The sequence below is a fragment of the Pantoea sp. B65 genome, from assembly GCF_047308185.1.
Lineage (GTDB): Bacteria > Pseudomonadota > Gammaproteobacteria > Enterobacterales > Enterobacteriaceae > Erwinia.
On sequence record NZ_JAHXPU010000040.1, the window covers coordinates 33645 to 47695 of the forward strand.

At 54.7% G+C, this 14051-nt stretch carries 11 protein-coding genes and 1 pseudogene; all 12 read right to left on the reverse strand.

Going from position 1 to position 14051, the window contains the following annotated elements; genetic code table 11:
• Positions 1-49: 49 nt before the first annotated feature.
• A complete protein-coding gene (nuoL, locus tag JWF83_RS19965; protein ID WP_413652159.1) occupies positions 50-1888 on the reverse strand; it encodes an NADH-quinone oxidoreductase subunit L in 1839 nt (612 codons plus the stop codon).
• Entirely contained in the window at positions 1885-2187 is a 303-nt protein-coding gene (gene nuoK, locus JWF83_RS19970; protein WP_413652160.1) for an NADH-quinone oxidoreductase subunit NuoK, read from the reverse strand. The genes nuoL and nuoK overlap by 4 nt, the downstream gene beginning before the upstream one ends.
• Positions 2184-2738, reverse strand: coding sequence for an NADH-quinone oxidoreductase subunit J (gene nuoJ, locus JWF83_RS19975; RefSeq protein WP_413652161.1), 555 nt, complete (start codon positions 2736-2738; stop codon positions 2184-2186). The genes nuoK and nuoJ overlap by 4 nt, the downstream gene beginning before the upstream one ends.
• Before the next feature lie 10 nt (positions 2739-2748).
• Positions 2749-3291, reverse strand: a complete 543-nt coding sequence (nuoI, locus tag JWF83_RS19980; protein ID WP_413652162.1) for an NADH-quinone oxidoreductase subunit NuoI — start codon at positions 3289-3291, stop codon at positions 2749-2751.
• A gap of 14 nt (positions 3292-3305) precedes the next feature.
• Positions 3306-4283, reverse strand: a complete 978-nt coding sequence (gene nuoH / locus JWF83_RS19985) for an NADH-quinone oxidoreductase subunit NuoH (protein WP_413652163.1) — start codon at positions 4281-4283, stop codon at positions 3306-3308.
• A complete protein-coding gene (nuoG, locus tag JWF83_RS19990) occupies positions 4280-7006 on the reverse strand; it encodes an NADH-quinone oxidoreductase subunit NuoG (protein WP_413652164.1) in 2727 nt (908 codons plus the stop codon). Before nuoG ends, nuoH begins: the two co-directional genes overlap by 4 nt.
• A 106-nt stretch (positions 7007-7112) precedes the next feature.
• Positions 7113-8453, reverse strand: a complete 1341-nt coding sequence (nuoF, locus tag JWF83_RS19995) for an NADH-quinone oxidoreductase subunit NuoF (RefSeq protein WP_413652165.1) — start codon at positions 8451-8453, stop codon at positions 7113-7115.
• The gene (gene nuoE, locus JWF83_RS20000; protein WP_413652166.1) at positions 8450-8965 is read right to left on the reverse strand and encodes an NADH-quinone oxidoreductase subunit NuoE; all 516 of its coding nucleotides are present in this window, start codon (positions 8963-8965) and stop codon (positions 8450-8452) included. The genes nuoF and nuoE overlap by 4 nt, the downstream gene beginning before the upstream one ends.
• A 2-nt stretch (positions 8966-8967) precedes the next feature.
• Positions 8968-10781, reverse strand: a pseudogene (nuoC, locus tag JWF83_RS20005) (NADH-quinone oxidoreductase subunit C/D).
• Between the two features lie 115 nt (positions 10782-10896).
• A complete protein-coding gene (locus tag JWF83_RS20010) occupies positions 10897-11571 on the reverse strand; it encodes a NuoB/complex I 20 kDa subunit family protein (protein WP_017803426.1) in 675 nt (224 codons plus the stop codon).
• A 15-nt stretch (positions 11572-11586) separates the two neighbouring features.
• Complete coding sequence (locus JWF83_RS20015) at positions 11587-12027, reverse strand: NADH-quinone oxidoreductase subunit A (RefSeq protein ID WP_413652167.1); 441 nt, start codon at positions 12025-12027, stop codon at positions 11587-11589.
• Between the two features lie 671 nt (positions 12028-12698).
• Positions 12699-13625 carry a transcriptional regulator LrhA gene (lrhA, locus tag JWF83_RS20020; protein WP_413652168.1) on the reverse strand — a complete coding sequence of 309 codons (927 nt, stop codon included), beginning with the start codon at positions 13623-13625 and terminating at the stop codon, positions 12699-12701.
• Positions 13626-14051: the final 426 nt, after the last annotated feature.

The window sequence follows — 14051 nt, forward strand, 5'->3', positions numbered from 1 at the left end:
CGAAATTCTTATTCTGGGGTGACGCATTCTGTCATCCCGCTCACTAACCTTAAATCACCATCAGCAGCGCCAGCACCACTACGGCGCCGACGCTCATTGAGGCGACATACCAGCGCAGATAGCCGTTTTCGCTGACCACCAGCCCCTTGTTCGCAAACCGCGACAGGATGGCCGGAATATTCATCAGAGCATTCAGCGGATCACGTTTCAGCAGCCACGCGACACCGAGATAAGGTTTGACGAAGACTTTGTCGTACAGCCAGTCAAAGCCCCATGCGGCAAACCACCAGGTAGTGAAGAAACGCCCAACCGGGCTATTGGCAACCGCGATCACCAGCTGGCGTTTGCCGAGCCACAGTGCCGCAGCCAGCAGAATACCGGCGATAGCCACCACGCCTGAAGTGATCTCCAGCGTCAGAACGCTGCCGTGCGCCAGCTCCGTCGTTTCGGGCAATACGCCCCGCAATGGCGGAACAATCATCGCACCAATAAAGGTTGAGAGAAGCAGTAATACTATCAGCGGCAGATGATGGGTGATGCCTTTACCGGCATGCGCATGGATCTTCTCCTCACCGTGGAAGGTGATAAAGATCATACGGAAGGTATACAGCGAGGTCATAAAGGCCCCCACCAGACCGGCAACCATCAGATTAAGATGACCGTTGGCCAGCGCACCGGCAAGGATCTCATCCTTACTGAAGAAGCCGGCGGTAATCAACGGCAGAGCGGACAACGCCGCGCCGCCGACCAGGAAGCAGATATACACCAGCGGGATACTTTTGCGCAGGCCGCCCATTTTGAAAATGTTCTGCTCGTGATGGCAGGCCAGAATGACCGAACCGGACGAGAGGAACAGCAACGCTTTAAAGAACGCATGGGTCATTAGGTGGAAAATGGCCGCGTCCCACGCCTGCACCCCCAGCGCCAGGAACATATAACCAATCTGGCTCATGGTGGAGTAAGCCAGCACGCGTTTGATATCGGTCTGCACCAGCGCGGCAAACCCGGCCAGCACCAACGTAATCGCACCGATAATGCCGACCAGATGCAGCACTTCCGGCGTCAGCAGGAACAGGCCGTGGCTGCGGGCGATCAGATACACACCGGCGGTCACCATGGTCGCCGCGTGGATCAGTGCGGAAACCGGCGTCGGACCCGCCATCGCATCGGCCAGCCAGGTCTGCAACGGCAGCTGCGCGGATTTACCCACGGCGCCACCCAGCAGCAGCAGCGTCGCCCACTGCAGCATATGATTGTCCGCGGCGAAGTGTGCCGGCGCCAGCTCTACCATTTCGCGGAAGTTAAGCGTACCCAGCTCGTTCCACAGAATAAACAGCGCAAATGCGAGGAACACGTCGCCAACGCGGGTGATGATAAAGGCTTTCATCGCCGCCGCGCCGTTGTTCGGATTGGTGTAGTAGAAACCGATCAGCAGATAGGAGCAGAGGCCCACCCCTTCCCAGCCGAGATACATCAGCATCAGGTTATCGGCCAGCACCAGAATCACCATGCTGGCGATAAACAGGTTGGTATAGGCGAAGAAGCGTGAATAGCCCTCTTCCCCACGCATATACCAGCTGGCAAACATATGAATCAGAAAACCGACCCCGGTAACCACCGACAGCATGGTCAGCGACAGGCCGTCCAGCGTCAGGTTCACGTCAATCTTAAAGTTGCCGACCTGCATCCAGGTCCAGAGCGCCTGATTAAATACCTGCTGACCGTTATTAAAGAACGCCATCCCGACAAACACGGTGACCAGCGCCGCCAGGCCGACCGAGCCCATCCCGATGGCGGCCGAGAGATTCTCCGACCAGCGGCCGCGTGAAAATGCCAGCAGCAAAAAGCCGATCAGCGGGAACAGAATAGTTAAGTAGAGAAGATTCATCCGCGCATCTCGCTCACTGTGTCAATGTTCAGAGTATGACGACGACGATGCAGCTGCAGTAACAGCGCCAGGCCAATACTGGCTTCCGCCGCCGCAAGGCTGATCGCCAGGATATACATCACCTGACCATCGGCTTGTCCCCAATAGCTTCCCGCCACCACAAACGCCAGTGCGGCAGCGTTAATCATGATTTCGAGGCCAATTAACATAAACAACAGATTGCGACGCATCACCAGCGCGGTCAGTCCGAGAACGAACAGAATCGCCGCCAGGATCAGTCCATGTTGCAGAGGGATCATGCTTGTTCCTCCTTGTTACTTTTTGCCGCGTCCGCCGGGCGGTTGCTTAACAGCTCGCCCTGACGATCTTCACGTCCGACGTGGAACGCCACCACCAGACCGGCCAGCAGCAGCATTGATGCCAGCTCAACCGCCAGTACGTAAGGGCCAAACAGGCTAATGCCGACCGCTTTCGCATCAATCATGGTGCCATCGATACCCTGATCGTGCACGGTGCTGATGGCATAGATCAGTACCGCCAGCAGCAGCAGCGCCACAATACCCGGACCAATCCACAATGAAGGTTGCAGCCACTTACGCTCCTGCTCCTGCACCGATTTACCCAGGTTCAGCATCATTACCACAAACACGAACAGCACCATAATGGCGCCAGCGTAAACGATGATCTCCAGCGCTCCGGCAAAGTAAGCGCCCAGCGAAAAGAACACCCCGGCAATCGATAACAGCGAGATGATCAGGTACAGCAACGCATGCACCGGATTAGTGTGGGTAATAACGCGCAATGTCGTCAGTACCGCCACCAGTCCGCAAATATAAAATGCAAATTCCATGTCTGGCTCCTTAAGGTAACAAGCCTTTGACGTCGATAGGTTTGGCTTCGTTTTCAGCGTCGCCCTTATCTTTACCCTCGATCGCCATACCCGCCATACGATAGAAGTTGTATTCCGGATATTTACCCGGCCCTGAAATCAACAGGTCCTCTTTTTCGTATACCAGATCCTGACGCTTAAACTCACCCATTTCGAAATCCGGGGTAAGCTGGATTGCGGTGGTCGGGCAGGCTTCTTCACACAGGCCACAGAAAATGCAGCGAGAGAAGTTGATGCGGAAAAACTCCGGATACCAGCGTCCATCCTGCTGTTCCGCTTTTTGCAGCGAAATACAGCCGACCGGGCAGGCTACCGCACACAGGTTACAGGCCACACAGCGCTCTTCACCGTCCGGATCGCGCGTTAGCACGATACGGCCACGATAGCGCGGCGGCAGATAAACCGGCTCTTCCGGGTACATCTGTGTTTCGCGTTTGGCGAACGCATGCATCCCGATCATCCAGATGCTGCGAACCTGGGTCGCGAAACCAACCACTATTTCTTTCAATGTCATGGTTATTTAACCCCTTACTGCGCGGTGTACAGAATCACTGCGGCAGTCGCCAGCAGGTTCAACAGCGTCAACGGCAGACAAACTTTCCAGCCAAAAGACATCACCTGGTCGTAGCGTGGACGCGGTAACGCAGCACGAATCAGAATAAACATCATCATGAAGAACGCCGTCTTTAGCGCAAACCAGATAAACGGTGGCAACCATGGGCCGTGCCAGCCGCCAAAGAACAGCGTTACAATCAGTGCTGAGACGGTAACGATAGCGATATATTCACCGACAAAGAACAGACCGAATTTCATCCCGGAATATTCAATGTGATAACCATCGGCCAGTTCCTGCTCGGCTTCCGGCTGGTCAAACGGATGACGGTGACAGACCGCCACGCCGGCAATGGCGAACGTCAGGAAACCAAAGAACTGCGGGATGATATTCCACAGATGCGCCTGGCTATTGACGATGTCGGTCATATTAAATGAGCCAGCCTGCGCCACCACCCCCATCAGCGACAGGCCGAGGAACACTTCGTAGCTCAGGGTCTGAGCTGAAGCACGCATCGCCCCTAACAGAGAGTATTTGTTATTGCTCGACCAGCCGGCAAACAGCACCGCATAAACAGCCAGACCGGCCATCATCAGGAAGAACAACAGGCCGATATTCAGATCGGTAACCACCCAGCTCGGACTGACCGGCACAATCGCAAAGGCCAGCAGCAGCGAAGTAAAGGCAATCATCGGCGCCAGGGTGAAGATGACCCGGTCAGTAAATGGCGGGATCCAGTCCTCTTTAAAGAACATCTTCAGCATGTCAGCAACCAGCTGCAGCGAGCCGCCCCAGCCGACACGGTTTGGCCCGTAACGGTTCTGGAACAGCCCCAGCAGACGCCGCTCGCCAAAGCTCATAAAGGCGCCGCAGATCACCACCACCAGCAGGATCACTACCGCTTTCACGATAGTCAGCAGAATGTCGATAACATCCGGTGTTAGCCAGCTCATTGCGCAGCCTCCCGCAGATTGTCAATATTCGCGCCGGCAAGGTACGGCGGAATGCCTGGCATACCCAGCGGTAAACCAACCTGCCCTGCCTGCAAGGCGTCAGAAAAACGCACCGGCAGAGCAAGAGTCTGGCCTGCACAGCTGAACTCCACCGTCGTGCCGGCGTTCACGCCCAGTTTCGCCGCATCAGCCGGATTGACCATCACATACGCCTGCGGCATACGTTTCTGGATCACCGGTGCGCGCTGCGTCATCTCTTCACTACCAAACAGGTGATAGTAAGGAGCGACACGCCACTGATTTTCGCTGCCGCTAAAGGCGGCGGGAACCTGGTCAAACCAGGCCAGTTGGCCTTCGCTGGCCTCAAACAGACGGATACCCGGATCGCCATGCAGCAATTTGCCGCCCACTTCCGCCTGGAATTTGTTCCATGCCTGCGGTGAGTTCCAGCCTGGCGCCCAGGCAAACGGGATCTGCTGACGATTGGCCAGCGGGTTGTTGTTCCCTTCCATGGAGAAGGAGAACATGGTGTCTTTATCCTGCGGCTGACGCGGTTCGTGCACGCTGATATTGGCGCGCATGGCGGTACGGCCGCTGGAACGATGCGGAGAACGCGCCAGTTTCTGCCCGCGAATACGGAAGCTGGCATCCGGCGCCGCGTCTTTGATCGCCGCCAGCTGCGGCAATGCCTGTACGGCGGCGTCGATCACATGGTCCAGCTGCGTCCAGTCAACATTGCGGCTCTCAACGGTGCTCTGCAGTGAATGCAGCCAGCGCCAGCTCTCCAGCATTTCCACGCTGGTATCGTAATAGGCCGGATCGTAAACCTGGAAGAAGCGCTGTGCGCGGCCTTCCTGGTTTACCAGGGTGCCATCACTCTCGGCGAAACTGGCGGTGGAGAGGATCAGACCGGCTTTATCCATCGTGGCCGTACGCTGGTGATCGATAACAATCACATTCGGCGTATTGCTCAGCGCCGCATCAACCTGCGCCGCCGGCGCCTGACGATAGAGATCGTTTTCCATAATCACTACCGCATCCGCCTCACCGCTGGCCAGCTCTGCCAGCGCCGCATCGAGCGATTTGCCGCCGATCATGCTCAGGCCGACGCTGTTTGCCGCCGGGGCCAGCAGCGTGATGCCGACATCCGCCCCGCGACCTTTCAGCGCTTTCGCCACGTTGGCGGCGGCTTCGATCATCGCCAGGCTGCCGGCGTGGGTGCCGGAAATAATCAGTGGTTTTCTGGCGCCGGCCAGCGCCTGCACCACCACGTCAATTTTACCGGCCAGGCTGCGCCCGATATTGTCAACCGCCGGGGCGCTGTTATCCAGCGCATGGGCAATGGCAAAGCCGAGACGCGCCTGATCTTCCACCGGCGCGCGATAGCTCCATGCCGCAATATCATCGAGGCGGGTTTCATCAACGTTGGTGACAAACAGCGGATGTTTGGCATTCTGGCCGATATTCAGGATCGCCGCGATCTGCCAGTCCGCGACTTTCTGCGCGGCGGCCATCTCACGTGATTTACCTTTTACCGCCTGACGCACCGAGAGCGCCACCCGAGCGCCGGTCTGAGTTAAGTCTTCACCTAACACCAGTACCGCATCGTAGCTCTCAATTTCACGCAGCGCCGGCGTATGAATACCACCTTCGCGTAATACTTTCAGCATCAGTTCCAGACGCGACTGCTCAGCGGCCGGAATACCGGTAGAGAAGTTCTCTGCGCCCACCAGTTCACGCAGGGCAAAGTTGCTCTCAATGCTGGCGCGCGGGGAACCAATACCAATCACTTTCTGCGCCTGACGCAGGATATCTGCCGCCCCCTGCATCGCCTGATCGGCATTCAGCGTAATCCAGTCGTCGCCGCGACGCTGCATTGGCTGGCGCGGACGATCTTTCAGATTGACGTAGCCATAGCCGAAGCGGCCACGGTCGCAAAGAAAATAGTGGTTTACAGTACCGTTATAGCGGTTTTCAATACGCCGCAACTCACCGTAGCGCTCGCCCGGGCTGGTATTACAGCCGACGCTGCACTGCTGGCAGATGCTCGGAGCAAACTGCATATCCCATTTACGGTTGTAACGCTCGGAGTGGGTTTTATCGGTGAAGACGCCGGTCGGGCAAATTTCCACCAGGTTACCGGAGAACTCGCTCTCCAGCGTGCCATCTTCCGGACGACCAAAGTAGACGTTGTCATGGGCGCCATAGACCCCGAGATCGGTGCCGTCGGCATAATCTTTGTAGTAACGCACACAGCGGTAACAGGCGATACAGCGGTTCATTTCATGGGAAATAAACGGACCGAGATCCTGATTGCGGTGAGTACGCTTGGTAAAGCGGTAGCGACGGAAGCTGTGGCCGGTCATCACGGTCATATCCTGAAGGTGGCAGTTCCCCCCCTCTTCACAGACCGGACAGTCGTGTGGGTGGTTGGTCATCAGCCACTCCACCACGCTTTCGCGGAACTCTTTCGCTTCGCCGTCATCAATTGAGATAAAGGTGCCGTCAGAAGCTGGCGTCATGCAGGACATGACCAGGCGACCACGGGTATCTTCGGCATTTTGGTATTGCTTCACCGCACACTGGCGGCAAGCACCTACGCTGCCCAGCGCCGGGTGCCAGCAAAAATAAGGAATATCCAGGCCAAGGGACAGACATGCCTGCAGCAAGTTGTCTGCGCCATCGACCTCATATTCTTTACCGTCTACATGAATTGTAGCCATAGTGAACATGCTTCCGTAAGGCTCGTGTACCCACAAGCGTTAAACACAATTCTTTTTACCCTGGCGGGCGGCATCAATACCGCCCCTACGGTTCTACACCGTTTTTTTACCAGCGCGCCTTTAACAGGTTGGGCTGAATACCACCGATAGCACGGGCATTGCTAAATACCTGTGGCGCGATGCCAGCTTCAAATTCTTCGCGGAAATATTTAATCGCGCTTTGCAGCGGCTCGACTGCACCTGGCGCATGGGCACAAAAGGTTTTGCCCGGGCCGAGCTGGCGGCAAAGCTGCTCCAGCGTCTCAATATCACCCGGCTGACCTTTGCCCTGCTCCAGCGCGCGCAGAATTTTTACGCTCCACGGCAGGCCATCACGGCATGGCGTACACCAGCCGCAGGATTCACGGGCAAAGAACTCTTCCAGGTTACGCACCAGCGATACCATATTGATCTCATGATCGACCGCCATCGCCAGCGCGGTGCCTAAACGGCTACCGGCTTTACCGATGCTGGCAAACTCCATCGGCAGATCGAGATGTTTATCGGTAAGAAAATCCGTACCGGCGCCGCCTGGCTGCCAGGCTTTAAATTTCAGGCCATCACGCATGCCACCGGCGTACTCTTCGAGGATCTCACGGGCAGTGGTGCCAAACGGCAACTCCCATACCCCCGGATTTTTCACCCGGCCAGAGAAGCCCATCATTTTGGTGCCGGCGTCATCGCTGTTAGAAATGCCCTTGTACCACTCGACGCCGTTGGCCAGGATCGCCGGTACATTCGACAGAGTTTCGACGTTGTTGACACAGGTCGGCTTGCCCCAGGCGCCGGCGGAGGCCGGGAACGGCGGCTTGGAACGCGGGTTGGCGCGACGGCCTTCCAGCGAGTTAATCAATGCCGTCTCTTCACCACAGATGTAGCGACCGGCGCCGGTATGGACAATCAGCTCAAAATCAAAACCGGTGCCAAGGATATTTTTACCCAGCAGGCCCGCCGCCGTCGCTTCGGCAATCGCGCGCCGCAGATTAACCGCCGCCTCGATATACTCACCGCGCAGGAAGATGTAGCCACGGTATGATTTCAGCGCAAACGCACTGATCAACATCCCTTCCACCAGCTGATGCGGCATCTGCTCCATCAGCAGGCGGTCTTTATAGGTGCCCGGTTCCATCTCATCAGCGTTACACAGCAGGTAACGGATGTTCATGCTTTCGTCTTTCGGCATCAGGCTCCACTTCAGACCGGTGGAGAAGCCCGCGCCGCCGCGCCCTTTCAGGCCGGAATCTTTTACCACCGTCACAATCTCTTCCGGCGTCATGCTCTTCAGTGCTTTTTCCGCACCGGCATAGCCGTTTTTACTGCGATACTCATCCAGCCATACCGGCTGTTTGTCATCGCGCATACGCCACGTCAGCGGATGCATTTCGGCAGTACGAATGATCTGTTTCATTGATACTGCTCCAGTAAAGTAGCGATAGCTTCCGGCGTCAGATGAACATGGGTATCTTCATCCACCATCATGGTCGGGCCTTTATCGCAGTTACCCAGGCAACAGGTTGGCAGCAGGGTAAAACGGCCGTCGCCGGTAGTCTGACCCGGCTTAATCTGCAGATTCTGCTCCAGCGCCGCCTGGATCCCCTGATAACCGGTGATATGGCATACCACGCTGTCACAGTAGCGGATCACATGACGCCCCACCGGCTGACGGAAGATCTGGCTGTAAAATGTGGCGACGCCTTCAACGTCGCTGGCCGGAATCCCCAGCACGTCGGCAATCGCATGGATGGCGCCATCCGGCACCCAGCCACGCTGCTTCTGCACGATCTTCAGCGCTTCAATCGAGGCGGCGCGTGCATCTTCGTAATGATGTTTTTCATGCTCAATAGCGTCACGTTCTGCGGCACTCAGCACAAAGACCTCATTTTCATCGATCGTTTCGATCGCAATTTTTTGATCGTGCATAATTAGCGGTCCACGTCTGACATAACAAAATCGATACTACCGAGGTATACGATCAGATCGGATACCAGGCTGCCACGGATCACCGAAGGGATCTGTTGCAAGTGCGGGAAGCTCGGCGTACGCACACGGGTGCGGTAGCTCATGGTGCTGCCATCACTGGTCAGGTAGTAACTGTTGATCCCTTTCGTCGCCTCGATCATCTGGAAGGATTCGTTGGCCGGCATCACCGGGCCCCAGGAGACTTGCAGGAAGTGAGTGATCAGGGTTTCAATGTGCTGCAGGGTGCGCTCTTTCGGCGGCGGCGTGGTCAGCGGGTGGTCAGCCTTAAACGGACCTTCCGGCATATTCTTGTAGCACTGCTCAAGAATGCGCAGACTCTGACGCAACTCTTCCACTTTCAGCATCACGCGGCTATAGCAGTCGCTGACGCCATCCCCGGTCGGCACTTCGAAATCGAACTGCTCATAGCCTGAGTAAGGGCGCCATTTACGCACGTCAAAATCAACGCCGGTGGCACGCAGGCCAGCACCGGTGGTGCCCCATGCCAGCGCTTCATCACGACCATACGCGGCCACGCCTTTCGAACGACCGATCAGCACGGTGTTTTTCAGCGCTGCTTTCACATAGGAATCAAGACGTTTTGGCATCCAGTCAAGGAATTCGCGCAGCAGACGATCCCAGCCTTTCGGCAGATCGTGCGCCACACCGCCAATGCGGAACCACGCCGGGTGCATACGGAAACCGGTGATTGCTTCCACCAGATCGTAAATCTTCTGCCGATCGGTAAAGGCGAAGAACACCGGCGTCATCGCACCGACGTCCTGGATAAAGGTGGAGATATACAGCAGATGGCTGTTGATGCGGAACAGTTCGGACAGCATCACGCGGATCATATCCACGCGCTCCGGTACTTTAATGCCGGCCAGTTTCTCGACCGCCAGTACATACGGCATTTCGTTCACACAGCCGCCGAGGTATTCGATACGGTCGGTATACGGAATATAGCTGTGCCAGGACTGGCGCTCGCCCATCTTCTCGGCGCCACGGTGGTGGTAGCCGATATCCGGCACGCAGTCGACAATCTCTTCGCCGTCCAGCTGCAGGATAATACGGAAAGCACCGTGCGCCGAAGGGTGGTTCGGGCCGAGGTTGAGGAACATAAAGTCCTCATTGCTGGTGCCGCGCTTCATGCCCCAAGCTTCAGGCTTGAAGGTCAGCGCTTCCATCTCCAAATCTTCCTTCTGCTTCGTCAGCTCGAAAGGATCGAATTCGGTGGCGCGCGCCGGATAATCTTTGCGCAGCGGATGCCCTTCCCAGGTTGGCGGCATCATGATGCGCGTCAGATGCGGGTGACCATCAAAGGTAATCCCGAACATTTCCCAGGTTTCACGCTCATACCAGTTGGCATTCGGGAAAAGTTTAGTGAAGGTCGCCACATGCAGATCGTTTTCAGACAATGCCACCTTGAGCATAATGTCGCGATTACGTTCAATAGAGATCAGGTGGTAGAAAACGGAAAAATCCGCGGCCGGTAAACCGTCGCGGTGAGTACGCAGACGCTCATCCATCCCGTGAAGGTCGAACAGCATCACATAGGGTTTGGGTAGTTTGCGCAGAAACTCCCCGATTTCCAGTAACTGTTCCCGCTTCACCCAGACCACCGGAACACCGATGCGGGTTGCCTGAACAGTAAAGGCATCTGGCCCAAAACGATTACGCAGCTCGCCGATCACCGGGTCATCCAGGTGATCCCGGGTTTGCCATGCTGGCTGAGCGAGATCTTGCGTGGTCAAATCAGTCATAAGTTGTTCACCATTCTGGCCTGCTGCCAGGCGCACAGTGTTGGCGTCAGGCTGCGGTTCGCGTGATAAAATTGTGTTTGTTTTACGCGAATATCAGGCCGCAGCCATAAATAAACATCAATTGTTAGCTTAAATTTCGTCCGGCGAACGCAGGTTAGTCACGGCGATACGTTCTTCGCGTTTTCGCTCGCGCTCTGACTGCATATTGGCGCGATACACGCCCTGGTCGCCCACCACCCACGAGAGTGGACGGCGTTCTTTACCGATCGACTCCTGCAGCAGCAGCAGCGCCTGCATATAAGCTTCCGGACGCGGCGGGCACCCCGGAATATAGACGTCTACCGGCAGGAATTTATCCACGCCCTGTACCACAGAGTAGATGTCATACATACCGCCAGAGTTGGCGCAGGCGCCCATTGAGATCACCCATTTAGGCTCCAGCATCTGATCGTACAAACGCTGAATAACCGGGGCCATTTTGGTAAATGGCGTACCGGCGACCACCATAAAATCAGCCTGGCGTGGAGAAGCGCGCAGCACTTCTGCACCGAAACGTGCCACGTCGTGGACGGCAGTGAACGAGGTCACCATCTCCACGTAACAGCACGAAAGGCCGAAGTTATACGGCCAAAGAGAGTTTTTGCGACCCCAGTTCACCATGTCATGCAGGGCATTCTCGAGTTTGCCCATATAAACACTGCGGTGAACATGCTGCTCAAGAGGATCAGTCACGATCTCCTGTTTTTGCAGGGGATAACGGTCGTTCTCACCGTTCGGGTCTATGCGGGTGAGCGTATAGTCCATCTTAATGCCTCGCTGTTACTGCGTATGACGGTTGGTGTTGTGACTGACCGTATCGGTTTTGACCACCACACGACGACGTGCAGGAGCCCAATCCAGCGCACCAATCCGCACCAGATAAACCAACCCAGCCAGCAGCACCAAAATGAAAATGGCGGCTTCGACAAAGCCGACCCAGCCGCTTTCACGGATAGAGGTCGACCATGCGTATAAATAGAGGGCTTCGACGTCGAAGATAACGAAGAACATCGCGACCAGATAGAATTTGGCAGAAAGACGCATTTGCGTGCTGCCGACCGGGTCAATACCGGATTCGAAAGGGGTGTTTTTATGTCTTCCGTGCGCTCTACCGCCCAAAAACCATGCGCCAGCCAACATCAGGCAACAGAGTCCCATAGCAACGATCAGGAAAACAGCAAATGCCCAGTGATGAGCGATAACTTGTGTGGTTGTTGACATACACTCTGCTTACTTATCAAAAGTGGTGCTTTGCGTTCTGCTCTGCTAACGGCAGTTAACACACCACATCGATTCAAGGGAAGGATGAAAAACCTTATAAATTTTGCCGTCTTTAATGATTAAGCAGCAATTTTATGGGGTTTTTTACCCCTTTCTATAACCTTTTGTCAACTTTGACAAAAGTATCTACACCTTATTTTACAGTTGCAGCATTTTATTAACATTTGGTGCGCAGATATTGAGCTAAATCGAGTCAGTATACCCTTACAGAGTATAGTGTAGCTGCAAATTGATAACAGGGATCGTTGATTTAACCGTCATATTTTGACAGGAATTCTTTCTTTTTCCTGCCCCTTATTGGGGTTATTTTTATGATCCAGAACACAGTTTTAGCCTTTATGATAAAAAAGCAGCCAGCTTCCATAACAATTACTCACGATATGCAACCACTGGCGAGATAATTACATATAGTTATATTTACTACGTAAACAATAAATGATGAAATAATTCATACAAATAGATAGCGGGCAAAAAACGCCATTAATCCGCTGGAAAAGTGCAATAAAAAAGCCTCTCGCCATTATTTACAGGCGAGAGGCTTATTTCAGGCGATTAACCGCTGGAAAACCGCATTTTTATGATAACGGGTCTCGTTTAGATTCGCGTTATAACTACTCTTCGTCATCCAGCAGAACAGTGCCGTCCTGGCCTTCCACGATCAGGTTGTAAGGATCGTTTCTGGACTCCATCGCATTGAAGATCGCCAGCGCCAGTTCATTATCGCTTTCCGGATTGCGGCACAGCAGATACTGGGTATCCGGCAGTACCGGTAAACCTTCCGCCGCCCCCATCACGCGTAATTCCGGGCTCATCATCTCCACCGGACGCGCCGTGACGCCAAGACCGGCTTTTACCGCAGCGCGCACCGCCGCCAGGGTAGAAGCGACATAAGAGATACGCCATGGAATACCCGCCTCATTGAGATGGTCGATGGCCATATCGCGATACGGGCTCGGTTCGTCCAGCAGCACCAGTGGAATCGCTTCACCACGCTGAAAAATATAGTCAGCGGCGCAATACCACAGGGTCGGCGAAGTACGCAGTACCTGATGAGTAAAGCTTCCCGGGCTGGAGGTGGTTACCACCAGATCGACTTCACCCTGATTGAGCATTTCCATCATAAATGGATTACGCTTCACGCGTACGTCGATCGCCAGCTTCGGATAGACTGAGGTCACGCGGTTAAGTAAGAACGGCAGAATGGTATCGGAGGTATCATCGGACGCGCCGATCGTCAGCACCCCCTGAATATTACTGTACATTAGCGAGGTACAAGCTTCGTCATTGAAACGCAGTATTTTTCTGGCGTAGCCCAATAGCTGGATGCCATGTTCCGTCAACAATTTATTGCGTCCATGCCGGGCAAACAACTCTTTGCCCACCAGTTGCTCCAGACGCTGCATTTGTTGGCTTACTGCTGATTGCGTTCTGCACACCGCGGCCGCCGCGGCCGCAAAGGTATTCAGATCCGCAACCGCAACAAACGTCCTCAGTAGATCGAGGTCAAGATTAAGTATCGGACGATTTGCATTAGTCATGTTTTTTTCTTCACTTATTAGATTTTTTACAAACAGCTACCCTGGTGTTACTACTTACTTTATCCAACAGATAAAGCGGTGACAGAACGAGAATGGTGAGAGAACGAATAAGAATATTCCTCAACACATTTCGTTGTCGGCTAACGTCAGAAACTCCTTTCCGCGATACCAGCCCTGTCGTTCTTTCGCAATCAGGCCCATAAATAAATAGTATCTTTCGTCTGATAGGTTGTTAATGCACGCAGCACTAACCCATAAGGTGCAGGAAGCTGCGTCATAGTCGCTAATTAACAGCGCGGCAACTTAAGTAAACACTGGCTGCGCCTGGTCAGGTTCACAACGACTTTCCTGAGTTGACTTTCCATAACGTTGTATTCGCAACGCCAAATAGTAAATAGCGCTTAATGTTTCCAGCCCTAAAACGGC

Coding starts and splice junctions, on each gene's coding strand:
- nuoL (WP_413652159.1), bottom strand. CDS start 1,888: ATGAATCTTCTCTACTTAACTATTCTGTTCCCGCTGATCGGCTTTTTG.
- JWF83_RS20010 (WP_017803426.1), bottom strand. CDS start 11,571: ATGGACTATACGCTCACCCGCATAGACCCGAACGGTGAGAACGACCGT.
- nuoJ (WP_413652161.1), bottom strand. CDS start 2,738: ATGGAATTTGCATTTTATATTTGCGGACTGGTGGCGGTACTGACGACA.
- nuoG (WP_413652164.1), bottom strand. CDS start 7,006: ATGGCTACAATTCATGTAGACGGTAAAGAATATGAGGTCGATGGCGCA.
- nuoE (WP_413652166.1), bottom strand. CDS start 8,965: ATGCACGATCAAAAAATTGCGATCGAAACGATCGATGAAAATGAGGTC.
- nuoK (WP_413652160.1), bottom strand. CDS start 2,187: ATGATCCCTCTGCAACATGGACTGATCCTGGCGGCGATTCTGTTCGTT.
- nuoF (WP_413652165.1), bottom strand. CDS start 8,453: ATGAAACAGATCATTCGTACTGCCGAAATGCATCCGCTGACGTGGCGT.
- nuoH (WP_413652163.1), bottom strand. CDS start 4,283: ATGAGCTGGCTAACACCGGATGTTATCGACATTCTGCTGACTATCGTG.
- lrhA (WP_413652168.1), bottom strand. CDS start 13,625: ATGACTAATGCAAATCGTCCGATACTTAATCTTGACCTCGATCTACTG.
- JWF83_RS20015 (WP_413652167.1), bottom strand. CDS start 12,027: ATGTCAACAACCACACAAGTTATCGCTCATCACTGGGCATTTGCTGTT.
- nuoI (WP_413652162.1), bottom strand. CDS start 3,291: ATGACATTGAAAGAAATAGTGGTTGGTTTCGCGACCCAGGTTCGCAGC.